The sequence below is a fragment of the Nitrospira sp. Nam74 genome (genome assembly GCF_965152615.1).
In genome coordinates this window covers 1,482,883-1,508,365 of record NZ_OZ224220.1, presented here as the reverse complement: position 1 = coordinate 1,508,365, position 25,483 = coordinate 1,482,883, and the positions used below count along the sequence as shown (strand labels likewise).

The following is a 25,483-nucleotide window of genomic DNA, read 5'->3' as shown; positions in this document are numbered from 1 at the left end:
CCGAAGCCCCATGCCGACAGTCGCGTGACAATATGGACAGTCGTTGCTCCATCCTGGTTTGATCCACCAGACCTATAACGGAATCGTTTCGTTACTTCTGTTCGACGAGATGGGCCCGGCGATTTTTTTGCCAGCATGCTTCATTCTGCTCGACACAGACTGGCTTCTCTTTACCGAAGCTGACCACTTTCACGTCGTACTTCACGCCTAGGGCTTCCAGATAGCTTTTCACGGACCGGGCCCGCCGCTCTGCCAGTACCAGGTTATACTCAGACGTGCCACGATCGTCACAATAACCTTCCACGACAATCCCCTTGGGATGGTGAGATGCCAGTGCACGGACATCTTCATCCAGCGTTACTTTGGCATCCCCTCGGATGGTAGCCCGGTCAAAATCAAAATACACATCCCTCAGATTATCAGAGGAAAGAGGACTGGGCGACGCCGAAGACGACAATGTGGCAACCGGTAAGTCTGAACTCTTCGGAGGCTGCGCCACCATCACTGGAGAATCAGAGACATGCGTTTCCGGTCCAACACTATCCGTTGACTCTTTGCCTGCACCCCCTGCTAACGACGGAATGTCCGTTCCTCTCATGGTATCCGAAGCCGCCGATGCCGCGTGCACCAAACCGGGCTTTTTCGTCGTGCTTTGGTCTTGTACAGAAGTGGTCATCTGCTTGCCTCCGCACCCACTCATCACGACAAGACACGCCATGGCCACGACAGATAGATAGGGTAACCCTCTCAACATAGCTTTCTCCTTAGTTCTCGATACCGACATCCGTTCACCGCTTTGCGGATCCAGGTGCGTTGTCATACGACCTTCACTTACGTAGTGACGTTATAGAGAGAAGTGAGTGGGAAGGTCAAACAAAAACGTCTGGAACGATTGAAGTCAATCGGGACAAATCGGCAGCTTGCTATTGGAAGGAAGGGAGGGTTTCGGAGACTGATCGATCGGCGCGCCTATTTTTCCCTCTTCAGAAATCGTATCCCGCGCTAATTTCACGTGAACCCGCTGTTCGTTCTGTGACGCGACCGTAATGACGGCGAGAAACGGCAGATATCCCTCTTTCTTCACCTCGATTGTGAGGGTGCCCTTCGGCAAGGCCATCATAAATTGCGGACCATGCTCCCCTTCCTGTGCCATGGTTCCCACCCACTTACCATTGACAAAGACATGGCCTCCTTCGGCATCGTCTTCACCAGAAACGGTCAGCATAAATTCGCGAGGCTGACATCCCATGGGAAGGGAAACAAGAATGAAGAGTACGAGAATGGAATTGATGACTGGAGAGAGTGGCGCCGGCATAAAAGGTATCAAAGTCCTCGCGAGGTTCTGCAACTGCCTACTCTATGTATCAGCATCCCGCGGAATTAACCAGTCTCGACCCATCTCTCATTCCTGAACGAATCCGTTCTTCATGTCCTTTCAAAGACAAAGCGGCGAGTAGGGGAAGTTGCACCCGTGAATAACCCAGGTAAATTTATATAGGCATCGGTGCTCACAAAAGGCACTTGATTCAGCAGCGCTTAATCACTACAGTCACGCTCATGGTGTTTCGGTCCCATCGCATCCTGTCCCGGCTCACGATTGTGGTTCTTTTGTTGTTTTGGCTTAGCCCGGGAAGGTCCGGACTTTCTACTCATATGATACTAGGGAGCCAAGACGCCGTCGAAGACGAACAACGTGGCCAGGTCAATGAAAAGGGCTTTGTCACCTTCGCCCAAAACGAGAAGCGCGATACCCTGCGTCGTAACGCACCCGGTTGTTCGTTCGTCACCTTGCGTCCTGGGCAGGTATCCCTTGCCCTCGGTGAACCCTTGACCATAGAACCGAGAGGCCAGACGGCGCATATCCCGCCATCGTGTCCCCTCCACCAAAAGATTTCCACCTATCGTCTTTGATCAATTGCTCGCCGGGGCGGCGCCTTATCGACTCATCCCCTTTTGAGGTCTCGGGCAGTCATTCGAATCCTCTTGTCTTGTGTCGTACTATGGATCTCTCTATGCAATGGTCCTGATGGAGAACTCTCTGGTCCTTAAGCTAGGCGGTTGAAGATTCTGAGCTCGACAATCATTTATCGAAGAAGAGCATGCAACATGGCTACAGGTTCACAATCACGACCATCGGAACGATTCCCCCGCCAAAAGCATGGAGCGGTGACGCTTCCTCTGCCGAAGAGCGGAAGGAATATTTTCATCCAGTTAGGCATTGGCGTAACAACAGGATGACCACGATTCATCGACATCTCTTCGTATCATGCCAATAGAATCAGTTTTTCTAGGGGTCTCGGTTCTTCTGCTTCTCAGCGTGCTGGCAAGCAGAGCATCCGCCAGATTGGGCGTCCCGGCTCTGCTCCTGTTTATTCTCATTGGCATGCTGACGGGGTCGGAGGGGCCGGGCGGCATTGAATTCGACTATCCTCGCCTGGCGCAATCCCTGGGCATCGTGGCCTTGGTCTTTATTCTCTTTGCCGGAGGGCTTGATACGGAATGGGCAAGTATTCGGCCGATTCTATGGCAAGGAGTGGCACTCTCTACTCTTGGTATCCTCTTGACCGCCGGATTGGTGGCCTGGTTTGCGGTGCGTATTCTCGATTTCTCTTGGCTGGAAGGCCTGCTCCTTGGCTCGATTGTTTCATCCACGGATGCTGCCGCTATCTTTGCCGTCTTGCGTTCGAGAAACGTCAGTTTGGCCCCTCCCCTGAAACCCCTCCTGGAGCTGGAGTCAGGGACCAACGATCCCATGGCGGTCTTTTTAACGATCGGATTCCTCAGCCTCCTGACGAACAAGGAGGACTCTCTGCTGGACCTGCTTCCGATGTTCGTGCTTCAGATGCCGGTGGGAGCATTGCTCGGGTGGATCATGGGGAAGGGGATAGTCCTGGCGATCAACAGGTTGCATCTGGAATACGACGGCCTCTATCCGGTCCTCACGCTCTCCCTCGTACTGTTCACATACGGTATCACCGATGAGCTTGGAGGCAATGGCTTCTTGGCCGTCTATGTTGCAGGGCTGATCATGGGAAACAGCAGTTTCGTCCATAAGGCGAGTTTAGTGCGGACTCATGACGGCCTGGCCTGGCTGATGCAAATCACCATGTTTCTCGCGCTGGGGCTGCAGGCCTTCCCTTCTCGCATCATCCCGGTTATCGGGACCGGCCTGGTGGTATCTCTGTTCTTAATGGTGATCGCGCGCCCTCTCAGTGTGTTTCTGACGCTGGCCTTTACCCGTCTGTCGCTAAAGGAGAAGACATTCATTGCCTGGGTTGGGCTCCGTGGCGCAGTTCCCATTATCCTTGGCACCTTTCCGCTTGTCGCAGGCATACCCAAGGCCGATATGATCTTCAACATGGTGTTTTTCATTGTCCTGACATCCGTACTCCTGCAGGGAACGTCGTTGCCATTAGCCGCTCGCTGGCTTGGCTTGGAGTCCCCGATTCCTTCGACGCCAAAATACTCCTTGCAGTTAGAAGCACCCGACAGCATCAAGGCCGGGCTGGCAGAGATCACGATCTCGCCAATGTCTCTCGCCGTGGGAAAGCAAATTGTAGAACTTCGGCTTCCCAAGGAGGTCGTCATTATGATGATCGGCAGAAACAAATATGCCTTCATTCCAACGGGGCGCTCTATTCTCCAAGCGCATGACACGCTCCTCGTGTTCGCCGATAAGGATATGCTCAGGGAAACCTTGAAGATTATCGACGCCTACGATCCACGGCAAATACCGGGTCCCAGCGGCGAAGTTCTGTAGACCCAGATGGGGACCATACTGCTGCCGAACCGATGCGAGACCAAGCGCCGAGGGCTGTCGAACCGTCATCCTTTGACATTCGGCGGACCTTGTCGGGCTCGATTCATATTTCTACTACCTTGACTGAAGCCTCCCAAGGGCCTATCTTACATGTGGGAGGAGTTGAACGTCCCGGGGGAACATTGTGCTACAGGGGGTCGAGTGCTGCGGATGGTGTGCAAGCCCAGCTCGACTGGGAAGCCTAAAGTCCCACCAAGATCTCCGTCCTGGTTAAACGCTCCCGCAAGGCGCGTTCTCCTCCCACCCTTCCTCATCCGCTGCCGCGATCGATCTCATGCATGCCTAGTCGCCAATGAACGATCACGCGTTAGCTAAACTGGCAGCCATGGTTGCTGTCCACGTCGAGTGCGCGCCGGGCCGAATGGAAAAGCGGTTGGTGCTGATGCGTGCCTTTGCGCAGGCGCACCAATTCAACTCTGCCGTGACTGATGAGCCCGACCTCACGCTGCTCGATGCACTTATTGGAAAGCCTGATCAGTTGGTGCAAAGGCTTCAGGATCTTTGGGAAGGAAAATAGCGGGACATTGAAGAAAACCCGAGGTGCACCCTGCTGCGTTAAGGGCGTGTTCCAGACTGAAGCTGCTGAACATAGGCACGGTCCGATGCCCATCGTTTCTGAAGATTCTTGAACTGCTCATCCAATTTTCTTTGTTGCTCCGGCGTCAGGTTGCCTTTGAGAGCGTCGATGGTCCCGACCAGCACGTCATCCACATGGGGTTGCTGCGCAACCCGCAATAGCAGCAATTGGGCCTCCGCCTGACTGACAATGGCCTCCACCGTCTGCCGCTGCCCCTCAGATAAGTGCAGTTCACGCGTGAGATGCTTCATCACGCGCGGCTTCATTCCGGCGAACCCCTGCTCCCAGCGATGCTGTCGTTCGTAGTTATAATATGCATTAGTCGCCACGGTCCCGACGAGCAGGCCGCACACAAAGACCACGAGGACTCCGCCCCAGATTCGCCAATCCCTTCGCTGCTGTGAGGGTCGTCCGCTGATCATGGCTCACCGGTCAATAAGATCGAGTCGGCCGTCGCCATCATGAGCAGCGCCGAAAAGTCCGCATCGTCTCGGCTCGCCGTCCAGGTCAACACCGATCCTACAAATAGCGTCGAGACGACCGCAATGACAGCCGCCGCACGCCAAATCGTATGCGGCACTTCAGAGAACGGCGCCTCCTGGCTGGACTGACGGCGAATGTCCCGCACCACGCCATCGACCCACTGGCGAGAGAAATGCGGCGCCTCCCGCACTTCATATGCCCGTCTCAGAACATGTTCGAGTGTGTCGATCAGTTCTTCTTTTCTCGTATTCATACGGGGTCCCTCAGCACGGTGCCCAGGATTTTTCGAAGTTGTTGACGGGCCCGATGCGCTCGCACCTTCACATTCACAACGGTCCATCCCAAGAGCTTCGCCGCCTCCCTTACCGAATGACCCTCCAGATGAACCAAAGTCACGACCATCCGATTTTCCGGCGAAAGCTGTGCCAGCGCCCACTGCAACAGATTGGTCGCGTCCTGTTGCTGTACCATCGCATCAAAGCGCTCCTTGGATTCCGCCGCGAGCACGTGCTCGGTCCATTGTTGCTGCTCCTCTGCGGCTTCACTCATTCCACTCAGCGGTACTTCCTGACGGGCTGAGACGGTTCGCCACACATCGTAACAAGTCCGGACCGCGATGGTGGACAGCCAGTGGGAGAACGGTGTCCGAAATGAATAGGTCGGCAAGGACGTATAGGCCCGCACAAAGACATCATGCGCCACTTCATCCACCATCTCTCGTGGAACATGGCCTGCGACGATCCGGCCCACATGCTGCTGGTAGCGCATCAGCAATTCCTCGAAAAGATCGGTGTCCCCCGCCACTACCCGCTGAATGATCTCCTCATCCGACAGACCCGACCCGGACGCTACCACGCGGCACCCGACAACGAATCCCATACTACCGCAATGGTGGTCGCGGCTATGAGAGCATGCCGGAACTGGGCCGACACCCAGAGGTACCAGGCGCTCTCAATGGATAAGTCGGGGAAGGCCGGCAAAAGGTTACAGATGATCTCCTCCTCGGAACTCGCCACTGTAACCTCCCGGATACTTTCTCCGACTATACCTATGAAGGCCGCGTATTCTACGTCTCATCCATCACGAATTCGGCCATTTTAGCCGTAACGTTGAGCATTTGCTTGAAAGAACGATTCTGCAGGTCACGCGTCCTGCCGGTCAGGTACTTTTGCCGAGGCGATATATTATGATGATACCGACAGTTACCCCAGAAGCTAGGAAGGTCGAGATGCCTGAGTCCATTAGTTTTGCCCAACTCTTCAAGCGCGGATTGCTTGGGCTGCTGATCCTCTGCGTCCTCGGTGTCGGCGCCTATGCTCTGTTGTCGAAATCGGGAGAGGCTCAGCCTCGCGTGGCTTCTCCAGTACCGCCCCCTGGGATCCGTGCGGTCCCGGTTGTGGCGGTGACGGCGAAAACCGGAGACATCGGTATTCGTCTGAGCGGGCTTGGGTCGGTCACCCCCCTGAATACCGTCACCGTGAGAAGTCGAGTGGACGGGCAACTGATGCGCGTCCTCTTTCAAGAAGGCCAACTGGTCAAAACCGGCGAATTATTGGCCGAGATCGATCCGCGCCCGTTTGATGTGCAATTACAGCAAGCCCAGGGCCAAATGGCGCGCGATCAGGCCCAACTCAAAAATGCTCAGCTCGATCTGCAACGCTATCGAGATCTGTATCAGCAGGGGTTTGTCTCGAAGCAGCAAGTCGATACGCAAGAAGCCCTCGTCGACCAATATAAAGGGACCATTCGGACCGATCAGGGGCAGATCGATAATGCCAAACTGCAGCTCACGTACTCGCGCATTATCGCGCCCATCAGTGGGCGCATCGGCTTGCGCCTCGTGGATGTCGGCAACATCATTCACGCCGGCGATCCCAGTGGCCTCCTCGTCATCACGCAGCTGCAACCCATTACCGTGGTCTTTACCATTCCCGAAGACAGCCTCCCTCCGGTGCTCGAAAAACTAAAAGCCGGCGAACGCTTGCCGGTGGAAGCCTTCGATCGGGAGCAGAAGCGACGATTGGCCACAGGGACCTTACTGACCGTCGACAACCAGATCGACCCGATGACGGGTACCGTGCGGCTCAAGGCCATCTTTGCCAATGACGACCACGAACTGTTCCCTAACCAATTCGTCAATGCTCGTCTGCTGCTTGATGTGAAACGGAACACCACTATCGTACCGGCCGCCGCCATTCAACGAGGCCCCAAAGGGACGTTCGTCTATGTCGTAAAAGACGACCAGACGGTTGCCGTACGTCCCATTAAACTGGGCCCAGCCGAGGTAGAAGACGCGTCCATCGACTCCGGCCTGGCTCCTGGGGAACTCGTCGTGGTTGACGGGACGGAGAAGCTACGTGAGGGCAGCAAGGTTGAGCTTCGTGGTCAAAGTAACGGCGCCCCGAAGGAGACGACATCCCCTCTAAGGGGAACGGACGGAACCAAAGGATCAGACGAAACGCCGACCAGTAATGATGTGCCGGCGAAAGGATCGCGCACGTGAACCCGTCTCGCTTGTTCATTCTACGGCCAGTTGCGACGGTCTTGCTGATGGCCGCCCTTCTGCTGGCCGGCTTCCTGGCCTATCGCGAACTGCCCGTCTCGGCTCTGCCACAGGTCGATTATCCTACCATCCAGGTGCTGACCTTCTATCCCGGCGCGAGTCCTGACGTCATGGCATCCTCGGTCACCGCTCCCTTGGAACGTCAGTTCGGGCAAATGCCGGGTTTGAAACAGATGACCTCGACCAGTTCCAGCGGCAGTTCGGTCATTACTCTCCAATTCAGTTTAGGCCTTAGTTTGGATGTCGCCGAACAAGAGGTACAGGCAGGGATCAATGGGGCGACGACGTTTTTGCCGCGCGATCTGCCGAATCCGCCCGTGTACAGTAAAGTGAATCCTGCCGACGCGCCGATCCTGACCTTAGCCTTGACGTCCGATACCGTCCCGCTCTCTCAGGTGGAAGATTTCGCCGATACCCGTTTCGCGCAGAAGATCTCTCAGCTCTCCGGTGTGGGTCTCGTCAGCATCAGTGGCGGCCAACGTCCGGCCGTACGGGTTCAAGCCAATCCGACTTCACTGGCGGCGTATGGTCTGACGCTGGAAGATTTGCGCATTGCCGTAGCCCTCGCCAATGTCAATCAAGCCAAGGGTGCGTTCGACGGTCCCCGACGTGCATCGACCATCGGCGCCACGGATCAGCTGCTATCCAGCCAAGAATATCGACCGCTGATCGTCGCCTATCGCAATGGGGCCCCGGTCCACTTATCCGAAGTCGCCGATGTCATTGACGATGTCGAAAACGTGAAACAGGCGGCGTGGATGAATGAGACGCCGGCGGTCATTGTCAACATCCAACGCCAGCCCGGCGCAAACGTGATCGAGGTCGTCGACCGCATTAAGAAGCTGCTGCCGCAGTTGCAAAGCGCCTTGCCGTCCTCGGTCCATGTCTCCATCCTGACTAACCGCACGACGACCATTCGGGCATCGGTCGACGATGTGCAATTCGAGCTGATGCTTGCGGTGGCGCTCGTGATCATGGTGATCTTTCTGTTCCTTCGCACGCTCTCTGCCACCGTCATTCCGGCAGCGGCCGTGCCGCTCTCGCTCGTCGGTACATTCGGAGTCATGTACCTGCTTGGATTCAGCGTCAACAACCTGACCTTGATGGCGTTGACGATCGCCACCGGCTTTGTCGTGGATGATGCAATCGTCATGATTGAAAATATCGCCCGGTACATCGAGGAGGGCCACTCGCCGCTGCAGGCCGCACTCAAAGGCTCCAAACAGATCGCCTTCACCATCCTGTCTTTGACCATCTCACTCATCGCCGTGCTGATTCCGCTGCTCTTCATGGGCGATGTCGTCGGACGGCTCTTCCGGGAATTTGCCGTCACGCTCGGCGTCACGATCCTGATTTCAGCAGTGGTCTCCCTCACGCTGACACCGATGATGTGCGCGCGGTTGTTGCGGCACACTCGGGAATCCGAGCAAGGATGGTTTTACCGCGTCTCACAACGCGCGTTCGATCGTACGATTGAACGCTACGGACAATCACTTCGTTGGGTGCTTGGCCACCGGACTGCCACGTTGGTCGTGGCGGGAGCCACGCTAGTACTGACCGTGTTGCTCTATATTGTCGTGCCCAAAGGCTTCTTCCCCATTCAAGATACCGGGGTCATCGTCGGCATCTCGGAGGCCCCGCAATCGATCTCATTCGAGGCGATGGCGGCAAGGCAGCAGGCCCTGGCAACGGTCATCCTAAAAGATCCGGCGGTCGCCAGCTTGTCCTCATTCATTGGAGTCGACGGCACCAACACGACGCTGAACAGCGGCCGCATCCTGATCAATCTGAAACCATTGCATGAGCGTAGAACCCCTGCGCTGGATGTCATCCACCGTCTACAACCTGCGCTCGGACAGGTCGATGGGATTACCCTCTTCCTGCAGCCCGTGCAAGACCTTACGGTCGAGGACCGGCTCAGCCGGACGCAGTATCAATACAGTCTCGAAGATCCTGATGCCGATGAACTCAATGCGTGGGCGCCTAAACTGGTCGACACCCTGCGCGCGCTTCCCGAGCTGCGCGACGTCAGCAGTGACCAGCAAGATCATGGACTGCAGTCTTTATTGACGATCGACCGCAGCACCGCGTCCCGGCTCGGAATCACTCCGCAGCTAATCGATGACACCCTGTATGACGCGTTTGGGCAACGACAGGTGTCGACCATTTTCACGCAACTGAACCAGTATCGCGTCGTCCTTGAAGTGAAACCCGATTTCCAGCAAGGACCGGACTCCTTGCAGGACATTTATGTCCGCTCACTCGGAGGCGGCCAAGTGCCCTTGAGCGCCTTTACGCAATTCACGGAGACGACTGCACCCCTGAGCGTGACACACCAAGGCCAATTCCCCGCCGTCACGCTGTCGTTTAACTTGGCGCCGGGAGTGTCGCTCGGTGATGCCGTACAGGCGATGGACAGTGCGACCCAGCAGATCGGGCTTCCCCCGAGTATTCGAGGCAGCTTTCAGGGCACCGCTGAGGCCTTTCAGGCTTCACTGGCCAACCAACCGCTGCTGATTCTTGCCGCACTCGTGACCGTGTACATCGTGCTCGGCGTGCTGTATGAGAGCTATGTTCACCCGCTCACGATTCTGTCGACGCTTCCGTCGGCAGGCGTCGGGGCACTGCTTGCGCTGCTCCTTTTTCGCCTCGAGTTGAGCGTGATTGCGCTGATCGGCATCATTCTGCTCATCGGCATCGTCAAGAAGAACGCCATCATGATGATCGACTTTGCCCTCGAGGCGGAACGACAGGACGGCAAACCGGCTACCGAAGCAATCTACGAAGCCTGCCTCTTACGGTTTCGCCCAATCATGATGACCACGCTGGCAGCACTGCTCGGCGCGTTGCCGCTGGCGCTCAGTACGGGAGTCGGAGCGGAGCTTCGACGGCCCCTTGGGATCGCCATTGTCGGCGGACTGATCGTCAGCCAGATACTCACCCTATATACGACGCCGGTCGTTTATCTCGCGTTCGACCGTGTCGCGAAGCGCATCGGTGAGCGACGCTCGGCATCACTCACGACACACGAAGCCCTCGGTCCAACTCCGGGGTAACCATGAATGTCTCCGCACCCTTCATCGAGCGACCCATCGCCACGACCCTGCTGACGATCGCGCTGGCGCTGGTCGGCATCCTGGCCTTCCGTCTACTGCCCGTCGCCTCGCTGCCTCAGGTGGAATATCCGACCATCTCGGTCTCGGCGAGCCTGCCGGGCGCCAGTCCTGAAACCATGGCGACATCCGTCGCCGCGCCGCTTGAACGCCAATTTGGACGCATCGCCGGGGTGACGGAGATGACCTCGACCAGTACTCTCGGCTCGACCAGCATCACCCTGCAGTTCGACTTGGACCGCGATATCGACGGCGCCGCACGGGACGTGCAAGGCGCGATTAATGCTGCTCGCGGCTACTTGCCGTCAGCGCTTCCAAGCAACCCGACCTACCGCAAAGTGAACCCGTCCGATGCACCGATCCTTATTTTGGCGTTGACGTCCGAGACGTACAGTCGAGGCCAAATGTATGATGTCGCCTCGAGTATCCTTCAGCAAAAGATCTCGCAGGTGGAAGGCATCGGTCAGGTGACGGTCGGCGGCGGCTCCTTACCCGCCATCCGTGTGGAGCTGAATCCGACCGCCTTGAACCAGTATGGTATTGGCTTAGAAGACGTACGCCGTGTACTGAGCAGCACGAATGTGAACCGTCCCAAAGGCCAGATGGCGGACGCCACGAGGACCTGGGAAGTCCGGACAAACGATCAACTCCATAAGGCCGAGGAATACGGACCGCTCATCATCTCGTACCGGGGCGGGCGCGCAGTACACCTGTCTGATGTGGCAACCATCGATGAGTCGGTCGAAGATATTCGCACGACTGGATTGGCCAACGGCAAACCGGCCGTACTCGTCATTCTCTTCCGGCGACCGAATGCGAATATCATTGAGACCGTCGATCGGGTCTACGAACTGCTGCCCCAATTGGAGGCGTCGATTCCAGGAGCTATTTCCCTGTCGGTCGTGCTCGACCGCACGCCCATGATTCGGGCATCACTGCATGACGTGGAGCGCACCCTCCTCATTTCCGTCATCCTGGTCATTCTCGTGGTTTTTGCATTTCTACGAAGCGTCCGGGCGACGCTCATTCCAAGCGTCGCGGTTCCGGTGTCGCTCATCGGCACCTTTGGGGTGATGTATCTGTTCGGGTACAGCCTTGATAACGTCTCCCTCATGGCCCTCACCGTGGCGACGGGATTTGTGGTAGACGACGCCATCGTCGTGCTCGAAAATATCACACGTTACCGGGAACAAGGAGTCCCTCCTCTTCAGGCCGCATTGCGTGGAGCCAGGGAGGTGGCCTTCACCGTCGTGTCCATGAGTCTCTCGCTTATCGCCGTCTTCATCCCCATTCTTTTGATGGGTGGGATGATCGGCCGCCTCTTTCGGGAATTCGCGGTTGCGCTCTCCGTGGCCATCGTTATTTCGCTGGTAATCTCGCTGACCACAACCCCTATGATGTGCGCCGTCTTCCTGCGTTCCGACCACACCCGCCGCCATGGGCGCGTGTATAGAGCGAGTGAATGGATCTTCAATGGGGCGCTCTTTCATTACGAGCGCAGTCTCTCCTGGGCACTAGCTCATCCTCGTTTCATGCTCGCCCTGACGCTCTCCACGATCGCGATCAGCGTGTATCTATTCGTCATGATTCCCAAGGGCTTTTTTCCGCAACAGGACTCTGGGCGCTTGAGCGGGAATATTCAGGCCGCACAGGATATTTCGTTCCAGGCCATGCGCCAGAAACTCACCGAGGTCGTGGACATTATCAAGAGTGATCCGGCGGTTGATAACGTCATCGGCTTCAGCGGTGGAGGCGGCAGCAGCAGCAGCACTACGAATACCGGGCGCATGTTCATTGGCCTGAAACCATTGGATGAACGGAAGCTCAGCGCGGATCAAGTCATTGGAAGGCTGCGGGGCAAGCTGTCTAAGGTGCCGGGTGCGCCGACTTACTTACAGGCGACTCAAGATCTTCGTATTGGAGGACGGTCCAGTAGCGCCCAATATCAGTACACCCTACAAGGGGAAGACCTGGCCGAATTGAATAGGTGGGCTCCACGTGTCGATCAGAAATTGCGGACCGTACGCGAACTCGTCGATGTCAACAGCGATCAGCAGGATAAGGGGGTTCAATCTTCGGTCGTGTTTGACCGCAGCACCGCCTCTCGTCTGGGCATCACCCCACAATTGATCGACGACACGCTCTACGATGCCTTTGGGCAGCGGCAGGTCTCGATCATGTATACGTCCTTGAACCAGTATCATGTGGTCATGAGTGTCGCGCAGCAGTATTGGCAACACCCTGGGACGCTTCATGATATCTACGTCCGGTCGGCGCACGGGACACAAGTTCCATTGAGCGCCGTGGCGCATTATGAAACGACCTCTGCCTCCCTTGCTGTGAATCACCAGGGTCAGTTCCCGGGTGTGACCTTCTCGTTCAACTTGGCTCCGGACGTGGCGCTTGGAGATGCCGTAAGAGGGATCGAGACGGCCATGCAGGAGATCGGCCTGCCGAGCGATATTCGCGGCAGGCTTCAGGGGACGGCCAAGGCGTTTCAAGAATCCCTCTCCAATCAGCCGCTGCTGATCCTAGCGGCGCTCGTTACCGTCTACATCGTGCTTGGCATTCTGTATGAAAGCTACATTCACCCGATTACGATTTTATCCACGCTGCCATCCGCAGGAGTCGGAGCACTGCTTGCCTTACTGCTATTTAAAATTGAACTGAGCACCATTGCGCTCATCGGAATTTTTCTCTTGATCGGTATCGTGAAGAAGAACGCCATTATGATGATCGACTTTGCATTGCAGGCCGAACGCCATGAGGGCAAGAATTCAGCCGATGCGATTTATGAAGCCTGCGTGCTGCGATTCCGCCCGATCATGATGACGACCATGGCGGCACTCCTGGGGGCGCTGCCCTTGGCACTGGGGACCGGGGTCGGGTCGGAACTTCGCCGGCCGTTGGGAATCGCTATTGTCGGCGGACTTCTCGTCAGCCAGTTGCTTACCCTTTATACGACGCCAGTCGTGTATCTCTACCTTGACCGCCTCAGACTCTGGTTCGGGCGCGTGCGTGCCACCCGAAGAGGTGAGCTCCCAAAGCCCGTGTAGCTCCGGTCAGCAACGACTGTGGAGTCTATCGTGACCGCCTGTCGCTTCCTTCGCGTTCGGTTTCGCGGTCGATCGATCTGCGCTGGGATGCATTCGGTCCGGCCTCCGGCCCGAGTGAACCGGATCCAGGTCCGATGGATGGAGAAAGTGGGAAAAAGGGCGAACCAAGATCCGGACTTCGTGAGGGAACGTGGGACTCCGGGGTGAACTCCCTCGCCCTTGAAGAATCCGGGACATGGGACAGCCCTGGGGACCGAGGAGAGTGCAGTGAATCGCGGCTATTGTCGGATGAAAGTCTTTGACCGTTCGCGGCGGCAGCCACGACGATACCGACAATTACCATAAAGCCAACAATCGACGACCTCATCGCTCTGCTCATTGTTCCTTGATCGCCATCATGTCAGGCCGCTTTTGGCCTTCGACGTGGCGAGTCTGCCTCTGAACTGGATCCTCCGGCGCCGGCACGATGGCCAGCTGGTTGCCCCCTTCTTGCGGCCGGCGCGTCGGGGGAGGAAGTCCAGCGGCATGGTCCGCCCGCCATTGATCAACCGCCACGCGGTGCTCTTTGGAGACCACATTCGCTTGAATAATATCTTCGGCCATCGAGCCGGCGGTCGTGAGTTCGTCGGCATAGACGTCGGTCTGATATTCATCCGTCGAGGCGGTGGCCAGTGAACTCCAGACCGATTGCCCGACGGCGCTTACGTCGATCTGCGTCACCGTCGACAAGCCCGGCCGAAGTGGATATTGCCGAATCTCCTCGGTCGGGAGGGCAATGCGCACCGGGACGCGCTCGACGATGTGAATGAAGTTTCCGGTCGCATTGTCCGGCGGCAGCAGGGCAAAGGCGCTGCCGGTTCCCGGCACCAAGCCTTCGACCGTGCCGTGATACGTGTGCTTGCGGCCGTGGAGATCCACCGTCACGGTGGCGGACTGCCCGGGGCGCACATCCCGCAGTTCGGTCTCCCGCAGGTTGGCCTCGACCCAGAGATGCTCCAGCGGCACAATCGTCATGAGCGCGGCGCCCGGCTTCACCCGATCCCCGACTTGCCCCTTGCGCTTGGCGACATAGCCGGAGACGGGTGCCTTGATCTGTTGCCGCTCGTATTCCAGATGCGCCTCAATGAATTCGTGCTTTGCCAACTCCACAGCCGGATGTTCCATGACACTCGTGCCGCCGACCTCGGCGGTCAAGGCATCGTATTCGGCCTGCGTTTCCCGCACCTCCGCTTCGACCGCTCGGAGCTGGTCGGTGGCATTCTGCAGGATTTGCTTGGAGACCGCGCCCCGTGGCGAGGCCTGCTGATAGCGGGCGATATCGTGCCGCACCAGATCCAACCGCGCCACACGGGCCGCGAGCTTTTCCTCGACCTGGCGTTGCCTGATGAACAGCGCCGTAATGCGCCGCACGGTTTCCCCGAGATGGCCCTTGGCGCGTCCCAGCGCCGCATACGCTTGGTGCTCATCGAGGCGAACAAGCAGATCGCCCTTGTTCACAAACTGCGTTTCCTCCGCCAGCACCTGCGTGACGATGCCCGAAGCCTGTGCGACGATCGGAACGAGGTTGCCGGTGACATAGGCATTATCGGTGCGGACATAGAACCGGTCATAGGACCACCAATAGGCGCCGTACAGAAGGCTGGCCACGACGACCAGCAGGGCCACCATTCCGAGCCGGCGCGTTCGGTGCCGCGGGACCGTGTGCACGGGCAGGGGCGTCTCAGCCGTGCTCATCAGCGCGTCTCCTTCACCGCACTCGTCAGCACCGGCGGCGCCTCCGGCTTCTTTGTCGTCTGGGGCAGATCGGGGTTATGGTACCCGCCGCCCAAAGCTTCCATGAGGTCGACCATCGCCACCAGTTTGTCGCTTTCGAGGGCGCGCAACGCATACTCTTGCTCCAACACCGGCTCCCGGTGCCGCAATACTTCCCGGTCATCGTCCAGCCCGCTCGCCAGTCGGACCTTGGCCAGGCTCCAATCCTCGCGGAGCGACGCCAGGAGGCGATGGTGCGAATCCAGCATCGCGGTCGTCGCCTGCCAAGCACTGAGGCTATCGGCAACCTCCCGCATGGCATCCAGCAAGGTCTCATTGTAGAGTTCGACGGCCGCATCGTAGTGCGCCCGTTGCGCGGCCAACTCGCCACGCAGCCGCCCGCCCTCGAACCACGGCAGCCGCAGGCCCGGCGCGACGCCATACGAAAAGCTCTGTCCCGAGAACAATAAATTGCCGAGCTGGCTGGCGCCTTTCGTGAGCACCAGCGCGTTGAACCCGACAAACGCCGTGAGGTCAATGCTGGGAAGAAACTGCGCTTTGGCGACTCTGACGAGTCGCGCGGCGGCCTCCGTGCGATACAGGGCGGCCGCCAGATCCGGCCGATGGGCCAACAGCCCGATCGAGAGGTGCTCGGGTAAAGGAATTTCGTGCGGCAGCGTGATCGTCCGGGTGGCAAACAACTCTCTCGTCTGATCTGGCCCCTTGCCGATGAGCCGTGCCAAGAGATTCCGTTGCAGGTCCAATTGATCGCGCACCCCGGCCTCGCGCTTTCGCGCGGCTTCCAGCTCCGCCACGGCTTGTTTCACCGGCAGGTCATTATCCAGCCCCAGGCGAGCCCGGGTGTCGGCCAGTTGCAACAAGGCGCGACGGATGCTCACGAGTCGCTGGACAATGTCGTACTGCTGGCGAAGAGCCAAGCCTCGCACGTAGGCCCTGGCGATCCCCGTGGTCAGCCGCAAGCGGACTTCTGCCTCTTCGGCCTCCTCGGCCGCGGCCTGTCCGAGCGCGGCTTCCATCATCGCGCGATTTTTGCCCCAAAAATCGAATTCATAGCGGAAGCTCAAGGGATTGATGACCCCTAACAGAAAGCGGGCGCCGGCCACTTCGCGATTCAGGGCGGCGAACACGCCGTGCTGCGAGAGCCGCTCATGGGTCAACGACGCATCAGCATCCAGAAACGGCAATAACCGGGCGCCTTCGACTTTCACCACCCCCTGCGCCTCCCGCAGTCGCGCCGCCGCCGCCTTGAGGCCAGGATTGTCCTTGAGCGCGAGCTCCATCAGGCCGTTCAACTCCGGACTATCGAATTGCTCCCACCAGCGATCGTTCGGCCATTGCGCACGCGCGGCTCCAAAGCTGGCCGCTTCTCCGACGGTGTGCTCCATCGAGGGAGGCTCTAAGAACTCCGCCCGCTCCTTGTCCCCCGACAGCCACGCGCAACTCGCACACAGGACCACGGTGCTGGTCGCCAAGACGGCCGGAATGCAGTATTTGAAGAGGATGCCGCGCATCAGGGTTGTTCCATCAGTTCTTCCGCCTGTCGCTCGCGTACCGCCTCCGCCGGCTTCAACAGGGGAACCCGCGCGGACGGGGCGAACCACACCAGCACCGCAAGTCCGATACAGAGAAAGCTACAGAGCAAAAATGCATCGTTCAGCGCGAGAATACCGGCCTCTTGCTTGATAGCTAGCTGTAGTTGACGCTGGATAGCCGCGGGATCGAATCCCAGGCCATGAAGCTTCGTCGTCACACCTTCCAATGCATCATAGGAGATCGAGATCCGTCCCCCGAAATGATCGGAGAGATTTAACTGGTGAAACGGGCCGCGCCGAAACAGAATCACGCCCTGCGCGGTGATGCCAAAGGCTCCCGCGGCGATCCGAAACAGGTTAGTCGTCTCGGCTGCCCGCAACAGCTTGTCTCCAGTCAAGCCATGCAGGGTCAAGATCGTCAGCGGGGTGAAAAACGAGCCCAGAAACACCCCCTCGACCATCATAGGCCATAGGATCTGATCGAAAGAGTGCGGGTCGTCATACAAGCCGATCCAATAAAAAGTACCGGCAAACCCCAGCAAGTTAAGGCAGGCGAGTAGTCGCACATCCACGCGCTTCGCCACCTCGTGCATCACCATGATGACGGGCACGCCCAGCAGGATCATGGGCAAAAACACCATGCCGGCCAGATAGGACGAATACCCCATCAGTAACTGCAGTTGGACTACAAACAACGAGAGCAATCCTTGCAACGCAAAAAACCCGGCCGTGAGGCCGATCATCCCGATCGCAAAATTGCGGGAGCGAAACAAGCGAAGATCGACCGCAGGATCTTCTTCTTCTAACTCCCAAATGATCCAGCACGGCACTGCGATCAGAACCATTACCAGCAAGCCCCTGAGGAAGTTCGAGTCCCACCAATCAAAATCATTGCCTTCGTTGAGAATCGTTTGAATGCCGCCTAAAATCACGGCCAATAGCAGAAACCCAATGTAGTCAAACCGTAAGCACCGGGTCTCGAACCGCCGACCGCTTAGCAACGCCCACGTCAAACCCGCTATGATTAACGCCAGCGGCACATTCAGGTAAAACAAATACCGCCACCCCAGTTCATCAGCGATCCATCCGCCGACAGGCAATCCGATCGTAAAGGGCATCAAGGTGAAGAAGCCCCAGACACCCAACGCCACGGACTTGAGTCGGTCCGGATATTCTTTGAGCAACAATGCCTGCCCGATCGGGAGCGTCAGGCCGCCGGCAAACCCGAGCAACACGCGACCGGGAAGAAACAAGGCCAAGGAGTCGCTCATGGCGCAGAGACAAGACGCAACGGCGTATCCGAGAAACGCGCCGATAAAGACCGGACCATCGCCAAACCGGCACGATAACCACCGGGCCACCGGAAAGGCTAACGCGAGGGCGATCATGAAATCCGTCTGCGCCCACGTTCCAAAGCTGGGCAGAACCCCGCCCAGATTACCCGCGACATGCGGCAGGAAGGCAATGTATGACGCCGCGTTGAACAAGACGATGATATGAGCCAGGCCCAACACGAGGTTGAACACCATAAATTGCCAGCCGCGGAGGCGCAGTGTGGCCGCATCAGACGTCATACATTTGTCCTACGATCTGTCATGTCGGAAATATTGCCGCTCATCGTCTTAGAGAGCCGCCGGATAACCGGCAGGATTCCCCGTCCTCTGCGGTGAGGCCAACTCAACGCCGGTCGACGACGCAGTGACCGGACCATGCGTGTAGTAAATGGCCAGGCCGGTGAATACCATCCCGCCCACCAGGTTCCCTAACGTGACCGGAATCTGGTTCCAGAGCCACCATGTCGAGAGACTAACGTTGGCACCGAGCAACATGCCCATCGGAATGGCGAACATATTGACGACCGCATGCTCGAATCCCTGCGAGAAGAACAAGACGGTGGGGCCCCAAATCGCGAGCATCTTGCCGGAGAGGGAGGTCGAGGCATACGCGAACACCACCGCGAGACTGACCATCCAGTTGCACAGCATTGCCTTCGTGAAGACGGTCACCAGGCCCGCAGTCCCGTGGGCGGCATAGTAGGTTGTTTTGGCTTCGGCGATCTTGACCAGCTTGGTCCCGACGGCCGAAAGGTCACCCGTCCCCGCTGTTGTAAGGACGATGGCGAGAAGCACGGCATACAGAGTGCTGCCCAGAAGGTTTCCCAGAAAGACCCATCCCCAGTTGGTCAGCACACGCCCAGGTGCGGCATTCTCTTTTCCGGCGACCGTGGCACATGGCAACAAGGCAAAGCTCCCGGTAATCAATTCCATCCCGAGCAGAACCGCCAGACAAAGTCCGAACGGAAAAAGTAGGGACCCTACGATCCATAAGCCCGTTTCAACCGCAGCGACGACCGCCATACTGGTGGCGACGGCCAAGAAGGCACCTGCGAGGGCGCCCCGAATTAACAATTGCGGGACCGGCAGATTGAGTTTCATCTGCCCCGTGGCCAACATGCTTTTCACAACCTCTTGAGGCTTCGCGTAATCCATAATGATTCTCCTTAAACCAGAAACCTATGGACACCATGGAACTTCGGAGTTCCAATTGACAGAGGCAAACACAGGACAGAGCAATCGAAAAGCGTAACCATGGTTGTACTGTGAGCGTTATAGCAAGGTGTAGGCCATTTACTTCGAGGCGAGTAGTAGCAGGAAAACAGGAATTGTCGAGCAAATAAGTACAGCAGACGCCGACGATTTGACTGCCACACAGTGCGGTACGTGCAATTTCGCTCACCATATTTGTCGGTCCAGGACGGAATACCGCCACACGAAACCGTTTCAGGCAACGCAACGATGCCGCCAACGGTCGAGATCAATTGAGTGGGCTGCCGCATTGCCACGAGAAGGCATTGAGTGCCGGATAGCAGAGGACGATCAGGCTGCATCCGTACCGACATAGGATGCCCCTTTACTTTGCTAGTTTGAGATATGTGGGAAACTGAGCGCATTCATTCAATCGGCCGATCACAGAGGATAAAACGGTGAAAACATATAAGACGATGAGCGAGGCTGTGGATGGACTGAAGAAGCGAGGCTTTACCGCAAACTTCGAGTTTCTGAACAATACCTTTCGAGCTGTGGATGGTGACAAGATATTCGCGCCGGATGAACTGACCATCGTTGAGCACCACCGGTTCGAAGGCGCCAGCGATCCGGACGATCTTTCCGTCGTCTATGCCATCGAGGCGAATGACGGCACGCGTGGCACCGTTGCGGACGCCTTTGGTCCTTACGCTAATCCCGACCTGGGTGCATTTTTAAAAACCGTCAAAATACGAGAAGACGCTTAGTCGAACGTCGACAGGCTTGGCGATCCAACGGACGACACCCTCGAAGACAAGACGAGCCGTCACGCAGAGCGCGATAAAGTTTGCGACGATACTTCCTCTGGGGGCTGCAGCGAAAAAGGCCCACCATAATTCACGATGTATATCCTTTGGATCGGATATCATTCCGATGCACCACTCCACGTCGAGCGGCGCCGCACAGCGCCATCCGCCTGCTTCGCACAATCTCTCGGCCTCAAATTTTTTGAAGGCTGAGGTGTACAGAAAAACTTTGAGCCGCATTGCGCCTCATTCTTCAGTCGGCGCCGAGCTTGGCTTAGCGGAATCGCAATATATGCTTGGCCATCTTTACTTGACGGGCAAGGAAGTCGGCACCAATACGGATGAGGCGCTGCACTGGTCGCGCCTCGCGGCGAAGCAGGGGCATCCCGACCGACAGATCAGCCTCGGGCTGATGTCACGCGCGTGGTGAAGGTGTTTCCCAGGATGGAATGGAAGCCGTGCAATGGTTTCCTGTAGTAGCCGAGCAGGTCGATGCTGGAGGCGGGCTGAATCTAGCTATGGCTTACTGGATGGGTTTTGGAATCCCGCGTGATTTGTCGACGCATATCTTTCCGCGGCGCAGGACAACGAGGAAGGCAAAGAGCTGGAAACCACTATTCGCCACCAAATGGCACGGGCTCAGATTTCAAAAGCGAAACGCTTAGTCCGACGTGTACGCGCAAGCCCGTCGCTGCCCTGCAGAAAACGAAGGGAAAACAATAACGGTCACTTCTCCTCGGAGACCGCGAATGTCTCAGACACCTTCTGCAGCAATGCGTTCGAAGTAAAGGGCTTTTGGATGAACCCAAACCGCTGTCCCATCGCAGGTTCAAGAATCTCATCCGTATAGCCTGACATATAGAGAACCTTGATCGGCATGGAGAGCGATTCCATCCGTTTGACGAGTTCTGGACCGGTCATGCGAGGCATCATGACATCCGTCAGAACCATATGCACGGGGTCGGAAGAGGTCTGCAGGACTTGGAGCGCTTCAACCCCATCACAGGCCTCCCTGACTCGATATCCCCGAGGCCGCAACATATCTCCGACCACTAGTCTCACATCTTCATCATCCTCAACGACTAAAATCGTTTTGTGACCAGGCAGCGGCTCCATCGGTGGGACGGCAATCGGAGCGGGTGAGATGGCTTCATAGCGCGGGAGACAAATAGTAAAGGTGGAACCCCTGCTCGGCTCACTCGACAGTTCGATAAAACCACCGCTTTGCCGAATGATGCCATAGGCCTTTGCCAACCCCAATCCGCTTCCTCCGCCCAGACCTGCTCTCTGGAAAAACGGCTCAAAGATATGTGCTTGTGTCTCAGCGTCTATGCCCACGCCCGTATCTGCGACCGATAGTTGCACATAGGTTCCTGGCCTAACTCTGTATTCACAGGCAGTGGCTTCATGAACGATTCCACGTGCGGTGGCGATTCTCATCCGGCCCCCCTGTGGCATGGCATCTCGGGCATTGGTGACGAGCTTGAGGATGACCTGCTCAAGTTGTTCGCGATCCGTAACGACCCGCCCGGCATCAGGCTCTAGGACGATTGTAAGATCGATACGCGTACCGACAAGTGATCGGAGCGCCGGTTCTATGCCGGTCACAAGGGCGTTGAGGTCTTGAACCGTCGGATGGAGTACTTGATGGTGACTGAATGCGATAAGATGTTGCGTGAGGTCGGCCGCCCGATCAACGGTTCTATGGATATCTCTGATACTGCCCGCGCGGGGGTCGTCTTCATCCAACTGCTGCAGAATCCGCTCACCGTGCCCGTTAATAATGGTCAAGAGGTTGTTGAAATCGTGCGCAATGCCGCCCGCCAACCTGCCAAGTGCGTCCATTTTCTCGGATCTACGCACGGCCTCCTCCATACGCTTCCGTTCCGTCACATCGGTTATCGTCTCGATAACATGGGCTTGGCCGTCGGCTGTCACGGCTCTTGACCATTGAACCAACACATATTGATTATCGGGGAGGGTCACTTCATTCACAGTGATCCGCCCCGTTTTCACCGCTTCGGGCATTTTGCAGAAGGAACACGGCGTCGGGCAGTCGGCGATCTTCTCATGACAAGTCTGGCCGGAAATGTCCCCGAACTTGTCGAGGCCCGTCTCATTTTGGAACTGGACCTTATACGTGTCAGGATCGATGACGGCGACCATCACCGGCTGAGCATTAAGCAACACCTGGGGGTCATACGATGGTCGTTCTGCGTGAGGGGCCACCTGACCTCCGTCTCCTTCATCGGCTGCAAGACGAACGCTTCCGGGCAATAAATCTGCATAGGGCATACCAGATGTATTCTTGGCCCTCCCTCTACTTTAGTTCCCGACTCCCTCATTACTTCAGGGCTTCTCAGCCGGTTGGAGCCGACAACCCTTGCCGATGTGAACCAAGAATCGTGTGCGGCGTATCCGATTGAGTACGCGGCTTATCTGCTTTGATACAGGCCATGGCGCACGCTATACGACGGATTGGTTGTTTCCTCTGTACCCGTACTGTATACAGATCTGGTGGGCTTCTTTATCATCTTGCGGTTCCATCGCCGACTGTGTTTCAGATTCATGCGCCTGACCGTGCTGCTTGTCGTTGTGCTACTCCACCCCACCATCGTCAAGGCCGGGGCTGAGCCGAAGGCAGAGATCAGCCGGCATCTCGCGACCATTGCCCAGCTTGCTCAAGCATCTCCCGCAATGATCATTCCAGCCGGCTGGTTCCAGATGGGCACCAATCGCATCGACGACGATCCGTATGGATTAGGGACGCAATTCGACAATACTGAATTGCCTCAACGGCAGGTCTGGCTCGATGGGTTCGAGATTGATCGGGATGAAGTGAGTATTGCCGAGTATCTCGCCTTTCTCCAAGGGCAGCATCGACAACCGCCGGAACAACTCCAACGGCTGATCTGGCACATTATCACGGTGCATTACATGCCGGATCCGGTGATTGCAAGCTGGCCGGTACTGTACGTCACTTGGTCTGAGGCGGCTGAATTTTGCATGGCCCGGGGAAAACGATTGCCGACGGAAGCCGAATGGGAAAAGGCAGCGCGGGGGTCTGACGGCAATTTATTTCCTTGGGGGCGCACGAATCCCGCCCCGGGGTTGGCCGTGTTCGGCCAATATCATGTGCATGAAATCCCGCTTGTGGCGGCAGTGAACAGCGGCGAAGATGGACAAAGCCCCTACGGGGTGCGCCACATGGCGGGCAATGTCGCTGAGTGGGTCCAGGATTGGTTTGGATTCGATTACTATTCGATTATGCCCGAACGCAATCCGAAAGGTCCGAACACCGGCCGCTACAAAAGCGCTCGCGGCGGCTCATGGAAAAGCCATCCGAATCTTTTGCGCACGGCGAGCCGGAATGGTGCCCTCCCCGACCAGCGCTCTGCGACGATCGGATTCCGTTGCGCGAAGTCCGGTTCTTAAGAGCATGCATTGATTTATTGGTGAAAGCGGGAAAAGCGCCCATGGCGGCCACAGGTGCGCCACAGGCCGCGTTTCCATCCTCAGCATGGCAGTCGTTAGTGTTTCTTGTCGCCCTCCTTGGCGCGATGAAGGTCAATCACTGTACCTGCCTCGTTGAGTTCGACCGTCACGAACGCGCCCTCCTCGATACCTCCCGTTTTTATTTCCTGCCGCTCGAGTGGAAAGACTTTGTCCCCTTCAGGAGTAATGAGCTTAATCTGATTCTTCATGAGGCCGACATAGACTAATTTGCCTGTCACGAACGTATGGGAACCCTCATGGCCCTTTGGGTGTGCTTCGATAATCGCGTTATTCTCGTTCAGCACGAGAGTCACTTCATCACCGACCTTCGGAATCGGGTGGCCATGTCGCTCGGCATTCTTAGAATTGAGCGTCATGGTCGTTCCGTCCGGCAACTTCACCGTCAGCAGTCCTGATTTTTGTGCCGTGACCACTGCCGTGACTTCCCTGTGCTCCTTACTGTGGCCGTCGCTCTCCGCTTGCGCCGCAACGGGCATGATGAGGCACGTCCCGATGATGGCCAACAACACAAGCTCTTCTTTCAGCTGCGACGTGAAATCCTCCTTCATTAATAGCCTTGGGCGCATTGGACTTGTCCTACTTGTATAGGTGACTCAGATCGGTTCCCCTATCAGCAGGGAACCCCAAGGGCATGGAGAGCGGCGATTACAGGATAACCCCAGCTTTTCGAACGGTCGCATGTGAACAAAATGAGCTCTAGGATTTTGTAGGGAACCAACGTAGCTATCTGTCTGATGGACATGAATGAGCAAGCCCCATACAGTGCGACGGTCCATACCAACTTAAATGCTTGAGAGGTCATTATGGAAAATTACGATGTGATCGGAGTGACTCGCGCGACCATCATTTTCTCAGTCTTTCTATTGGTGTCACACATCACATCCACCAGCTTTGCGCTCACCTGGACCGATCAACTGCCACAGACCCCTGCCGTCGATGTGTACTATGACTTCCGCCCTACGATTATGGGACAGCCCAATTGGATCACGCCATGGGAAGCGAATTTAGCAGTCACGGCTCTCCAGACCTGGAGTAGTGTGAGCAATCTCAATTTCATTCAAAATACATGGGCGCCGGAGAGCCAAATCATCAATATCGGCGTCAGTCCTATCGATGGGCAGTGGGGTATCCTTGGACAAGGGGGATACAGCTATACCAATGCCGGCGGCTCTTGGCACATCGCCGGCGGCGTGGTCGACATGGGTGCCAATGAGAATTGGGACCAGATCATCGGCAATGGAAGCCCTCAAGGGACGTTCGACTTTTTTACCGTAGCCGCACATGAGGTCGGACATGCTCTAGGTTTAGATCACAGCGGCAATAGCAGCGATCTCATGTATGCTTATTACACGGGCGAGAAAGTCTGGCCTTCGGCGACGGATGTGGCGAATATTCAATCGCTCTACGGAGCCGGCTCATTGAACGGCGGAACAGGAAAGTTTGCCTCACTTGAAGCTGTCCCGGAGCCATCCACCATTGCCCTGGTCGGCATAGGGCTGGGCATCCTTGCATGGAAGGTGCGCGGCATCTCTCCGAGTCGTTTGCCTGAATCGCACAGCGTGTAATGGCCGGCGTTCTGCGTTACACCCCGGCTATAGTTTTCACAGTACACGTTCAGCAAGAGACCATTTCAACAGCTCAATCTCACATCTCATACCTCTGCCCGCAATATGACATGCTGTAGGACATCCTCCTTATCTTTTGCTATCCTTGTCTGGT

General features: G+C 57.0%; 21 protein-coding genes. 9 read left to right on the top strand and 12 right to left on the bottom strand.

What is annotated here, in order from left to right:
* Positions 1–91: 91 nt before the first annotated feature.
* The 3 genes from ACWHYZ_RS07290 to ACWHYZ_RS07280 form a co-directional block, all read right to left on the bottom strand.
* Positions 92–754 (bottom strand): OmpA family protein, encoded by a 663-nt coding sequence (locus ACWHYZ_RS07290; RefSeq protein WP_447986616.1) that lies wholly within the window; start codon positions 752–754, stop codon positions 92–94.
* A gap of 144 nt (positions 755–898) precedes the next feature.
* Positions 899–1,315, bottom strand: a complete 417-nt coding sequence (locus ACWHYZ_RS07285) for a PEGA domain-containing protein (RefSeq protein ID WP_447986615.1) — start codon at positions 1,313–1,315, stop codon at positions 899–901.
* Between the two features lie 344 nt (positions 1,316–1,659).
* A complete protein-coding gene (locus ACWHYZ_RS07280; RefSeq protein ID WP_447986614.1) occupies positions 1,660–1,860 on the bottom strand; it encodes a hypothetical protein in 201 nt (66 codons plus the stop codon).
* Positions 1,861–2,266: 406 nt separating this feature from the next.
* Between ACWHYZ_RS07280 and ACWHYZ_RS07275 the strand changes: the two genes are divergently transcribed.
* Together ACWHYZ_RS07275 and ACWHYZ_RS07270 are read left to right on the top strand one after the other, a co-directional pair.
* Entirely contained in the window at positions 2,267–3,760 is a 1,494-nt protein-coding gene (locus ACWHYZ_RS07275; protein WP_447986613.1) for a potassium/proton antiporter, read from the top strand.
* Positions 3,761–4,112: 352 nt separating this feature from the next.
* Positions 4,113–4,337: a hypothetical protein gene (locus ACWHYZ_RS07270; protein WP_447986612.1), complete on the top strand. Its 225-nt coding sequence runs from the start codon at positions 4,113–4,115 to the stop codon at positions 4,335–4,337.
* A gap of 38 nt (positions 4,338–4,375) precedes the next feature.
* Here ACWHYZ_RS07270 and ACWHYZ_RS07265 read toward each other — a convergent pair whose 3' ends face one another.
* The 3 genes from ACWHYZ_RS07265 to ACWHYZ_RS07255 are packed head-to-tail and all read right to left on the bottom strand — an operon-like array spanning position 4,376 to position 5,759.
* Positions 4,376–4,819, bottom strand: coding sequence for a hypothetical protein (locus ACWHYZ_RS07265; protein WP_447986611.1), 444 nt, complete (start codon positions 4,817–4,819; stop codon positions 4,376–4,378).
* Complete coding sequence (locus ACWHYZ_RS07260; protein ID WP_447986610.1) at positions 4,816–5,133, bottom strand: hypothetical protein; 318 nt, start codon at positions 5,131–5,133, stop codon at positions 4,816–4,818. The genes ACWHYZ_RS07265 and ACWHYZ_RS07260 overlap by 4 nt, the downstream gene beginning before the upstream one ends.
* Positions 5,130–5,759: an RNA polymerase sigma factor gene (locus ACWHYZ_RS07255; protein ID WP_447986609.1), complete on the bottom strand. Its 630-nt coding sequence runs from the start codon at positions 5,757–5,759 to the stop codon at positions 5,130–5,132. Before ACWHYZ_RS07255 ends, ACWHYZ_RS07260 begins: the two co-directional genes overlap by 4 nt.
* Before the next feature lie 349 nt (positions 5,760–6,108).
* Between ACWHYZ_RS07255 and ACWHYZ_RS07250 the strand changes: the two genes are divergently transcribed.
* From ACWHYZ_RS07250 to ACWHYZ_RS07240, 3 genes are read left to right on the top strand one after another with little or no spacing between them, the layout of a single operon-like run.
* A complete protein-coding gene (locus ACWHYZ_RS07250; protein WP_447986608.1) occupies positions 6,109–7,383 on the top strand; it encodes an MdtA/MuxA family multidrug efflux RND transporter periplasmic adaptor subunit in 1,275 nt (424 codons plus the stop codon).
* Complete coding sequence (locus ACWHYZ_RS07245; RefSeq protein WP_447986607.1) at positions 7,380–10,499, top strand: MdtB/MuxB family multidrug efflux RND transporter permease subunit; 3,120 nt, start codon at positions 7,380–7,382, stop codon at positions 10,497–10,499. The genes ACWHYZ_RS07250 and ACWHYZ_RS07245 overlap by 4 nt, the downstream gene beginning before the upstream one ends.
* Positions 10,500–10,501: 2 nt before the next feature.
* Positions 10,502–13,612 carry a multidrug efflux RND transporter permease subunit gene (locus tag ACWHYZ_RS07240; protein WP_447986606.1) on the top strand — a complete coding sequence of 1,037 codons (3,111 nt, stop codon included), beginning with the start codon at positions 10,502–10,504 and terminating at the stop codon, positions 13,610–13,612.
* A 375-nt stretch (positions 13,613–13,987) separates the two neighbouring features.
* Here the strand turns inward: ACWHYZ_RS07240 and ACWHYZ_RS07235 are convergent, their stop codons facing one another.
* Genes ACWHYZ_RS07235 through ACWHYZ_RS07220 form a run of 4 tightly spaced genes read right to left on the bottom strand, consistent with a single transcriptional unit; the run spans position 13,988 to position 19,406 of the window.
* Positions 13,988–15,346 (bottom strand): HlyD family efflux transporter periplasmic adaptor subunit, encoded by a 1,359-nt coding sequence (locus tag ACWHYZ_RS07235; RefSeq protein ID WP_447986605.1) that lies wholly within the window; start codon positions 15,344–15,346, stop codon positions 13,988–13,990.
* A complete protein-coding gene (locus ACWHYZ_RS07230; RefSeq protein WP_447986604.1) occupies positions 15,346–16,896 on the bottom strand; it encodes an efflux transporter outer membrane subunit in 1,551 nt (516 codons plus the stop codon). The genes ACWHYZ_RS07235 and ACWHYZ_RS07230 overlap by 1 nt, the downstream gene beginning before the upstream one ends.
* Positions 16,896–18,491 (bottom strand): DHA2 family efflux MFS transporter permease subunit, encoded by a 1,596-nt coding sequence (locus ACWHYZ_RS07225; protein ID WP_447986603.1) that lies wholly within the window; start codon positions 18,489–18,491, stop codon positions 16,896–16,898. The genes ACWHYZ_RS07230 and ACWHYZ_RS07225 overlap by 1 nt, the downstream gene beginning before the upstream one ends.
* 48 nt (positions 18,492–18,539) lie before the next feature.
* Entirely contained in the window at positions 18,540–19,406 is an 867-nt protein-coding gene (locus ACWHYZ_RS07220) for a formate/nitrite transporter family protein (RefSeq protein WP_447986602.1), read from the bottom strand.
* 494 nt (positions 19,407–19,900) lie between these two features.
* On the opposite strand from ACWHYZ_RS07220, the gene ACWHYZ_RS07215 reads away from it, so the two are divergent.
* The gene (locus ACWHYZ_RS07215; RefSeq protein WP_447986601.1) at positions 19,901–20,209 is read left to right on the top strand and encodes a phosphoribosylpyrophosphate synthetase; all 309 of its coding nucleotides are present in this window, start codon (positions 19,901–19,903) and stop codon (positions 20,207–20,209) included.
* Between the two features lie 166 nt (positions 20,210–20,375).
* On the top strand, positions 20,376–20,678 hold the full coding sequence (locus tag ACWHYZ_RS07210) for a tetratricopeptide repeat protein (protein ID WP_447986600.1): 303 nt from the start codon (positions 20,376–20,378) through the stop codon (positions 20,676–20,678).
* Between the two features lie 296 nt (positions 20,679–20,974).
* Here ACWHYZ_RS07210 and ACWHYZ_RS07205 read toward each other — a convergent pair whose 3' ends face one another.
* Positions 20,975–22,543, bottom strand: coding sequence for an ATP-binding protein (locus tag ACWHYZ_RS07205; protein WP_447986599.1), 1,569 nt, complete (start codon positions 22,541–22,543; stop codon positions 20,975–20,977).
* A gap of 273 nt (positions 22,544–22,816) precedes the next feature.
* On the opposite strand from ACWHYZ_RS07205, the gene ACWHYZ_RS07200 reads away from it, so the two are divergent.
* A complete protein-coding gene (locus ACWHYZ_RS07200; RefSeq protein ID WP_447986598.1) occupies positions 22,817–23,683 on the top strand; it encodes a formylglycine-generating enzyme family protein in 867 nt (288 codons plus the stop codon).
* Positions 23,684–23,778: 95 nt separating this feature from the next.
* On the opposite strand, the gene ACWHYZ_RS07195 is transcribed toward ACWHYZ_RS07200, so the two are convergent.
* Entirely contained in the window at positions 23,779–24,330 is a 552-nt protein-coding gene (locus ACWHYZ_RS07195) for a hypothetical protein (RefSeq protein ID WP_447986597.1), read from the bottom strand.
* Positions 24,331–24,567: 237 nt separating this feature from the next.
* Here ACWHYZ_RS07195 and ACWHYZ_RS07190 point away from each other — a divergent pair, with 237 nt between their 5' ends.
* A complete protein-coding gene (locus ACWHYZ_RS07190; RefSeq protein WP_447986596.1) occupies positions 24,568–25,329 on the top strand; it encodes a matrixin family metalloprotease in 762 nt (253 codons plus the stop codon).
* Positions 25,330–25,483: the final 154 nt, after the last annotated feature.

What these genes read in the sequence shown, in the direction of transcription:
- ACWHYZ_RS07290 (WP_447986616.1), bottom strand. Translation starts at nt 754, where the DNA reads ATGTTGAGAGGGTTACCCTATCTATCTGTCGTGGCCATGGCGTGTCTT.
- ACWHYZ_RS07285 (WP_447986615.1), bottom strand. Translation starts at nt 1,315, where the DNA reads ATGCCGGCGCCACTCTCTCCAGTCATCAATTCCATTCTCGTACTCTTC.
- ACWHYZ_RS07280 (WP_447986614.1), bottom strand. Translation starts at nt 1,860, where the DNA reads ATGCGCCGTCTGGCCTCTCGGTTCTATGGTCAAGGGTTCACCGAGGGC.
- ACWHYZ_RS07275 (WP_447986613.1), top strand. Translation starts at nt 2,267, where the DNA reads ATGCCAATAGAATCAGTTTTTCTAGGGGTCTCGGTTCTTCTGCTTCTC.
- ACWHYZ_RS07270 (WP_447986612.1), top strand. Translation starts at nt 4,113, where the DNA reads ATGAACGATCACGCGTTAGCTAAACTGGCAGCCATGGTTGCTGTCCAC.
- ACWHYZ_RS07265 (WP_447986611.1), bottom strand. Translation starts at nt 4,819, where the DNA reads ATGATCAGCGGACGACCCTCACAGCAGCGAAGGGATTGGCGAATCTGG.
- ACWHYZ_RS07260 (WP_447986610.1), bottom strand. Translation starts at nt 5,133, where the DNA reads ATGAATACGAGAAAAGAAGAACTGATCGACACACTCGAACATGTTCTG.
- ACWHYZ_RS07255 (WP_447986609.1), bottom strand. Translation starts at nt 5,759, where the DNA reads ATGGGATTCGTTGTCGGGTGCCGCGTGGTAGCGTCCGGGTCGGGTCTG.
- ACWHYZ_RS07250 (WP_447986608.1), top strand. Translation starts at nt 6,109, where the DNA reads ATGCCTGAGTCCATTAGTTTTGCCCAACTCTTCAAGCGCGGATTGCTT.
- ACWHYZ_RS07240 (WP_447986606.1), top strand. Translation starts at nt 10,502, where the DNA reads ATGAATGTCTCCGCACCCTTCATCGAGCGACCCATCGCCACGACCCTG.
- ACWHYZ_RS07235 (WP_447986605.1), bottom strand. Translation starts at nt 15,346, where the DNA reads ATGAGCACGGCTGAGACGCCCCTGCCCGTGCACACGGTCCCGCGGCAC.
- ACWHYZ_RS07230 (WP_447986604.1), bottom strand. Translation starts at nt 16,896, where the DNA reads ATGCGCGGCATCCTCTTCAAATACTGCATTCCGGCCGTCTTGGCGACC.
- ACWHYZ_RS07225 (WP_447986603.1), bottom strand. Translation starts at nt 18,491, where the DNA reads ATGACGTCTGATGCGGCCACACTGCGCCTCCGCGGCTGGCAATTTATG.
- ACWHYZ_RS07220 (WP_447986602.1), bottom strand. Translation starts at nt 19,406, where the DNA reads ATGGATTACGCGAAGCCTCAAGAGGTTGTGAAAAGCATGTTGGCCACG.
- ACWHYZ_RS07210 (WP_447986600.1), top strand. Translation starts at nt 20,376, where the DNA reads ATGCACCACTCCACGTCGAGCGGCGCCGCACAGCGCCATCCGCCTGCT.
- ACWHYZ_RS07205 (WP_447986599.1), bottom strand. Translation starts at nt 22,543, where the DNA reads ATGCCCTATGCAGATTTATTGCCCGGAAGCGTTCGTCTTGCAGCCGAT.
- ACWHYZ_RS07200 (WP_447986598.1), top strand. Translation starts at nt 22,817, where the DNA reads ATGCGCCTGACCGTGCTGCTTGTCGTTGTGCTACTCCACCCCACCATC.
- ACWHYZ_RS07195 (WP_447986597.1), bottom strand. Translation starts at nt 24,330, where the DNA reads ATGCGCCCAAGGCTATTAATGAAGGAGGATTTCACGTCGCAGCTGAAA.
- ACWHYZ_RS07190 (WP_447986596.1), top strand. Translation starts at nt 24,568, where the DNA reads ATGGAAAATTACGATGTGATCGGAGTGACTCGCGCGACCATCATTTTC.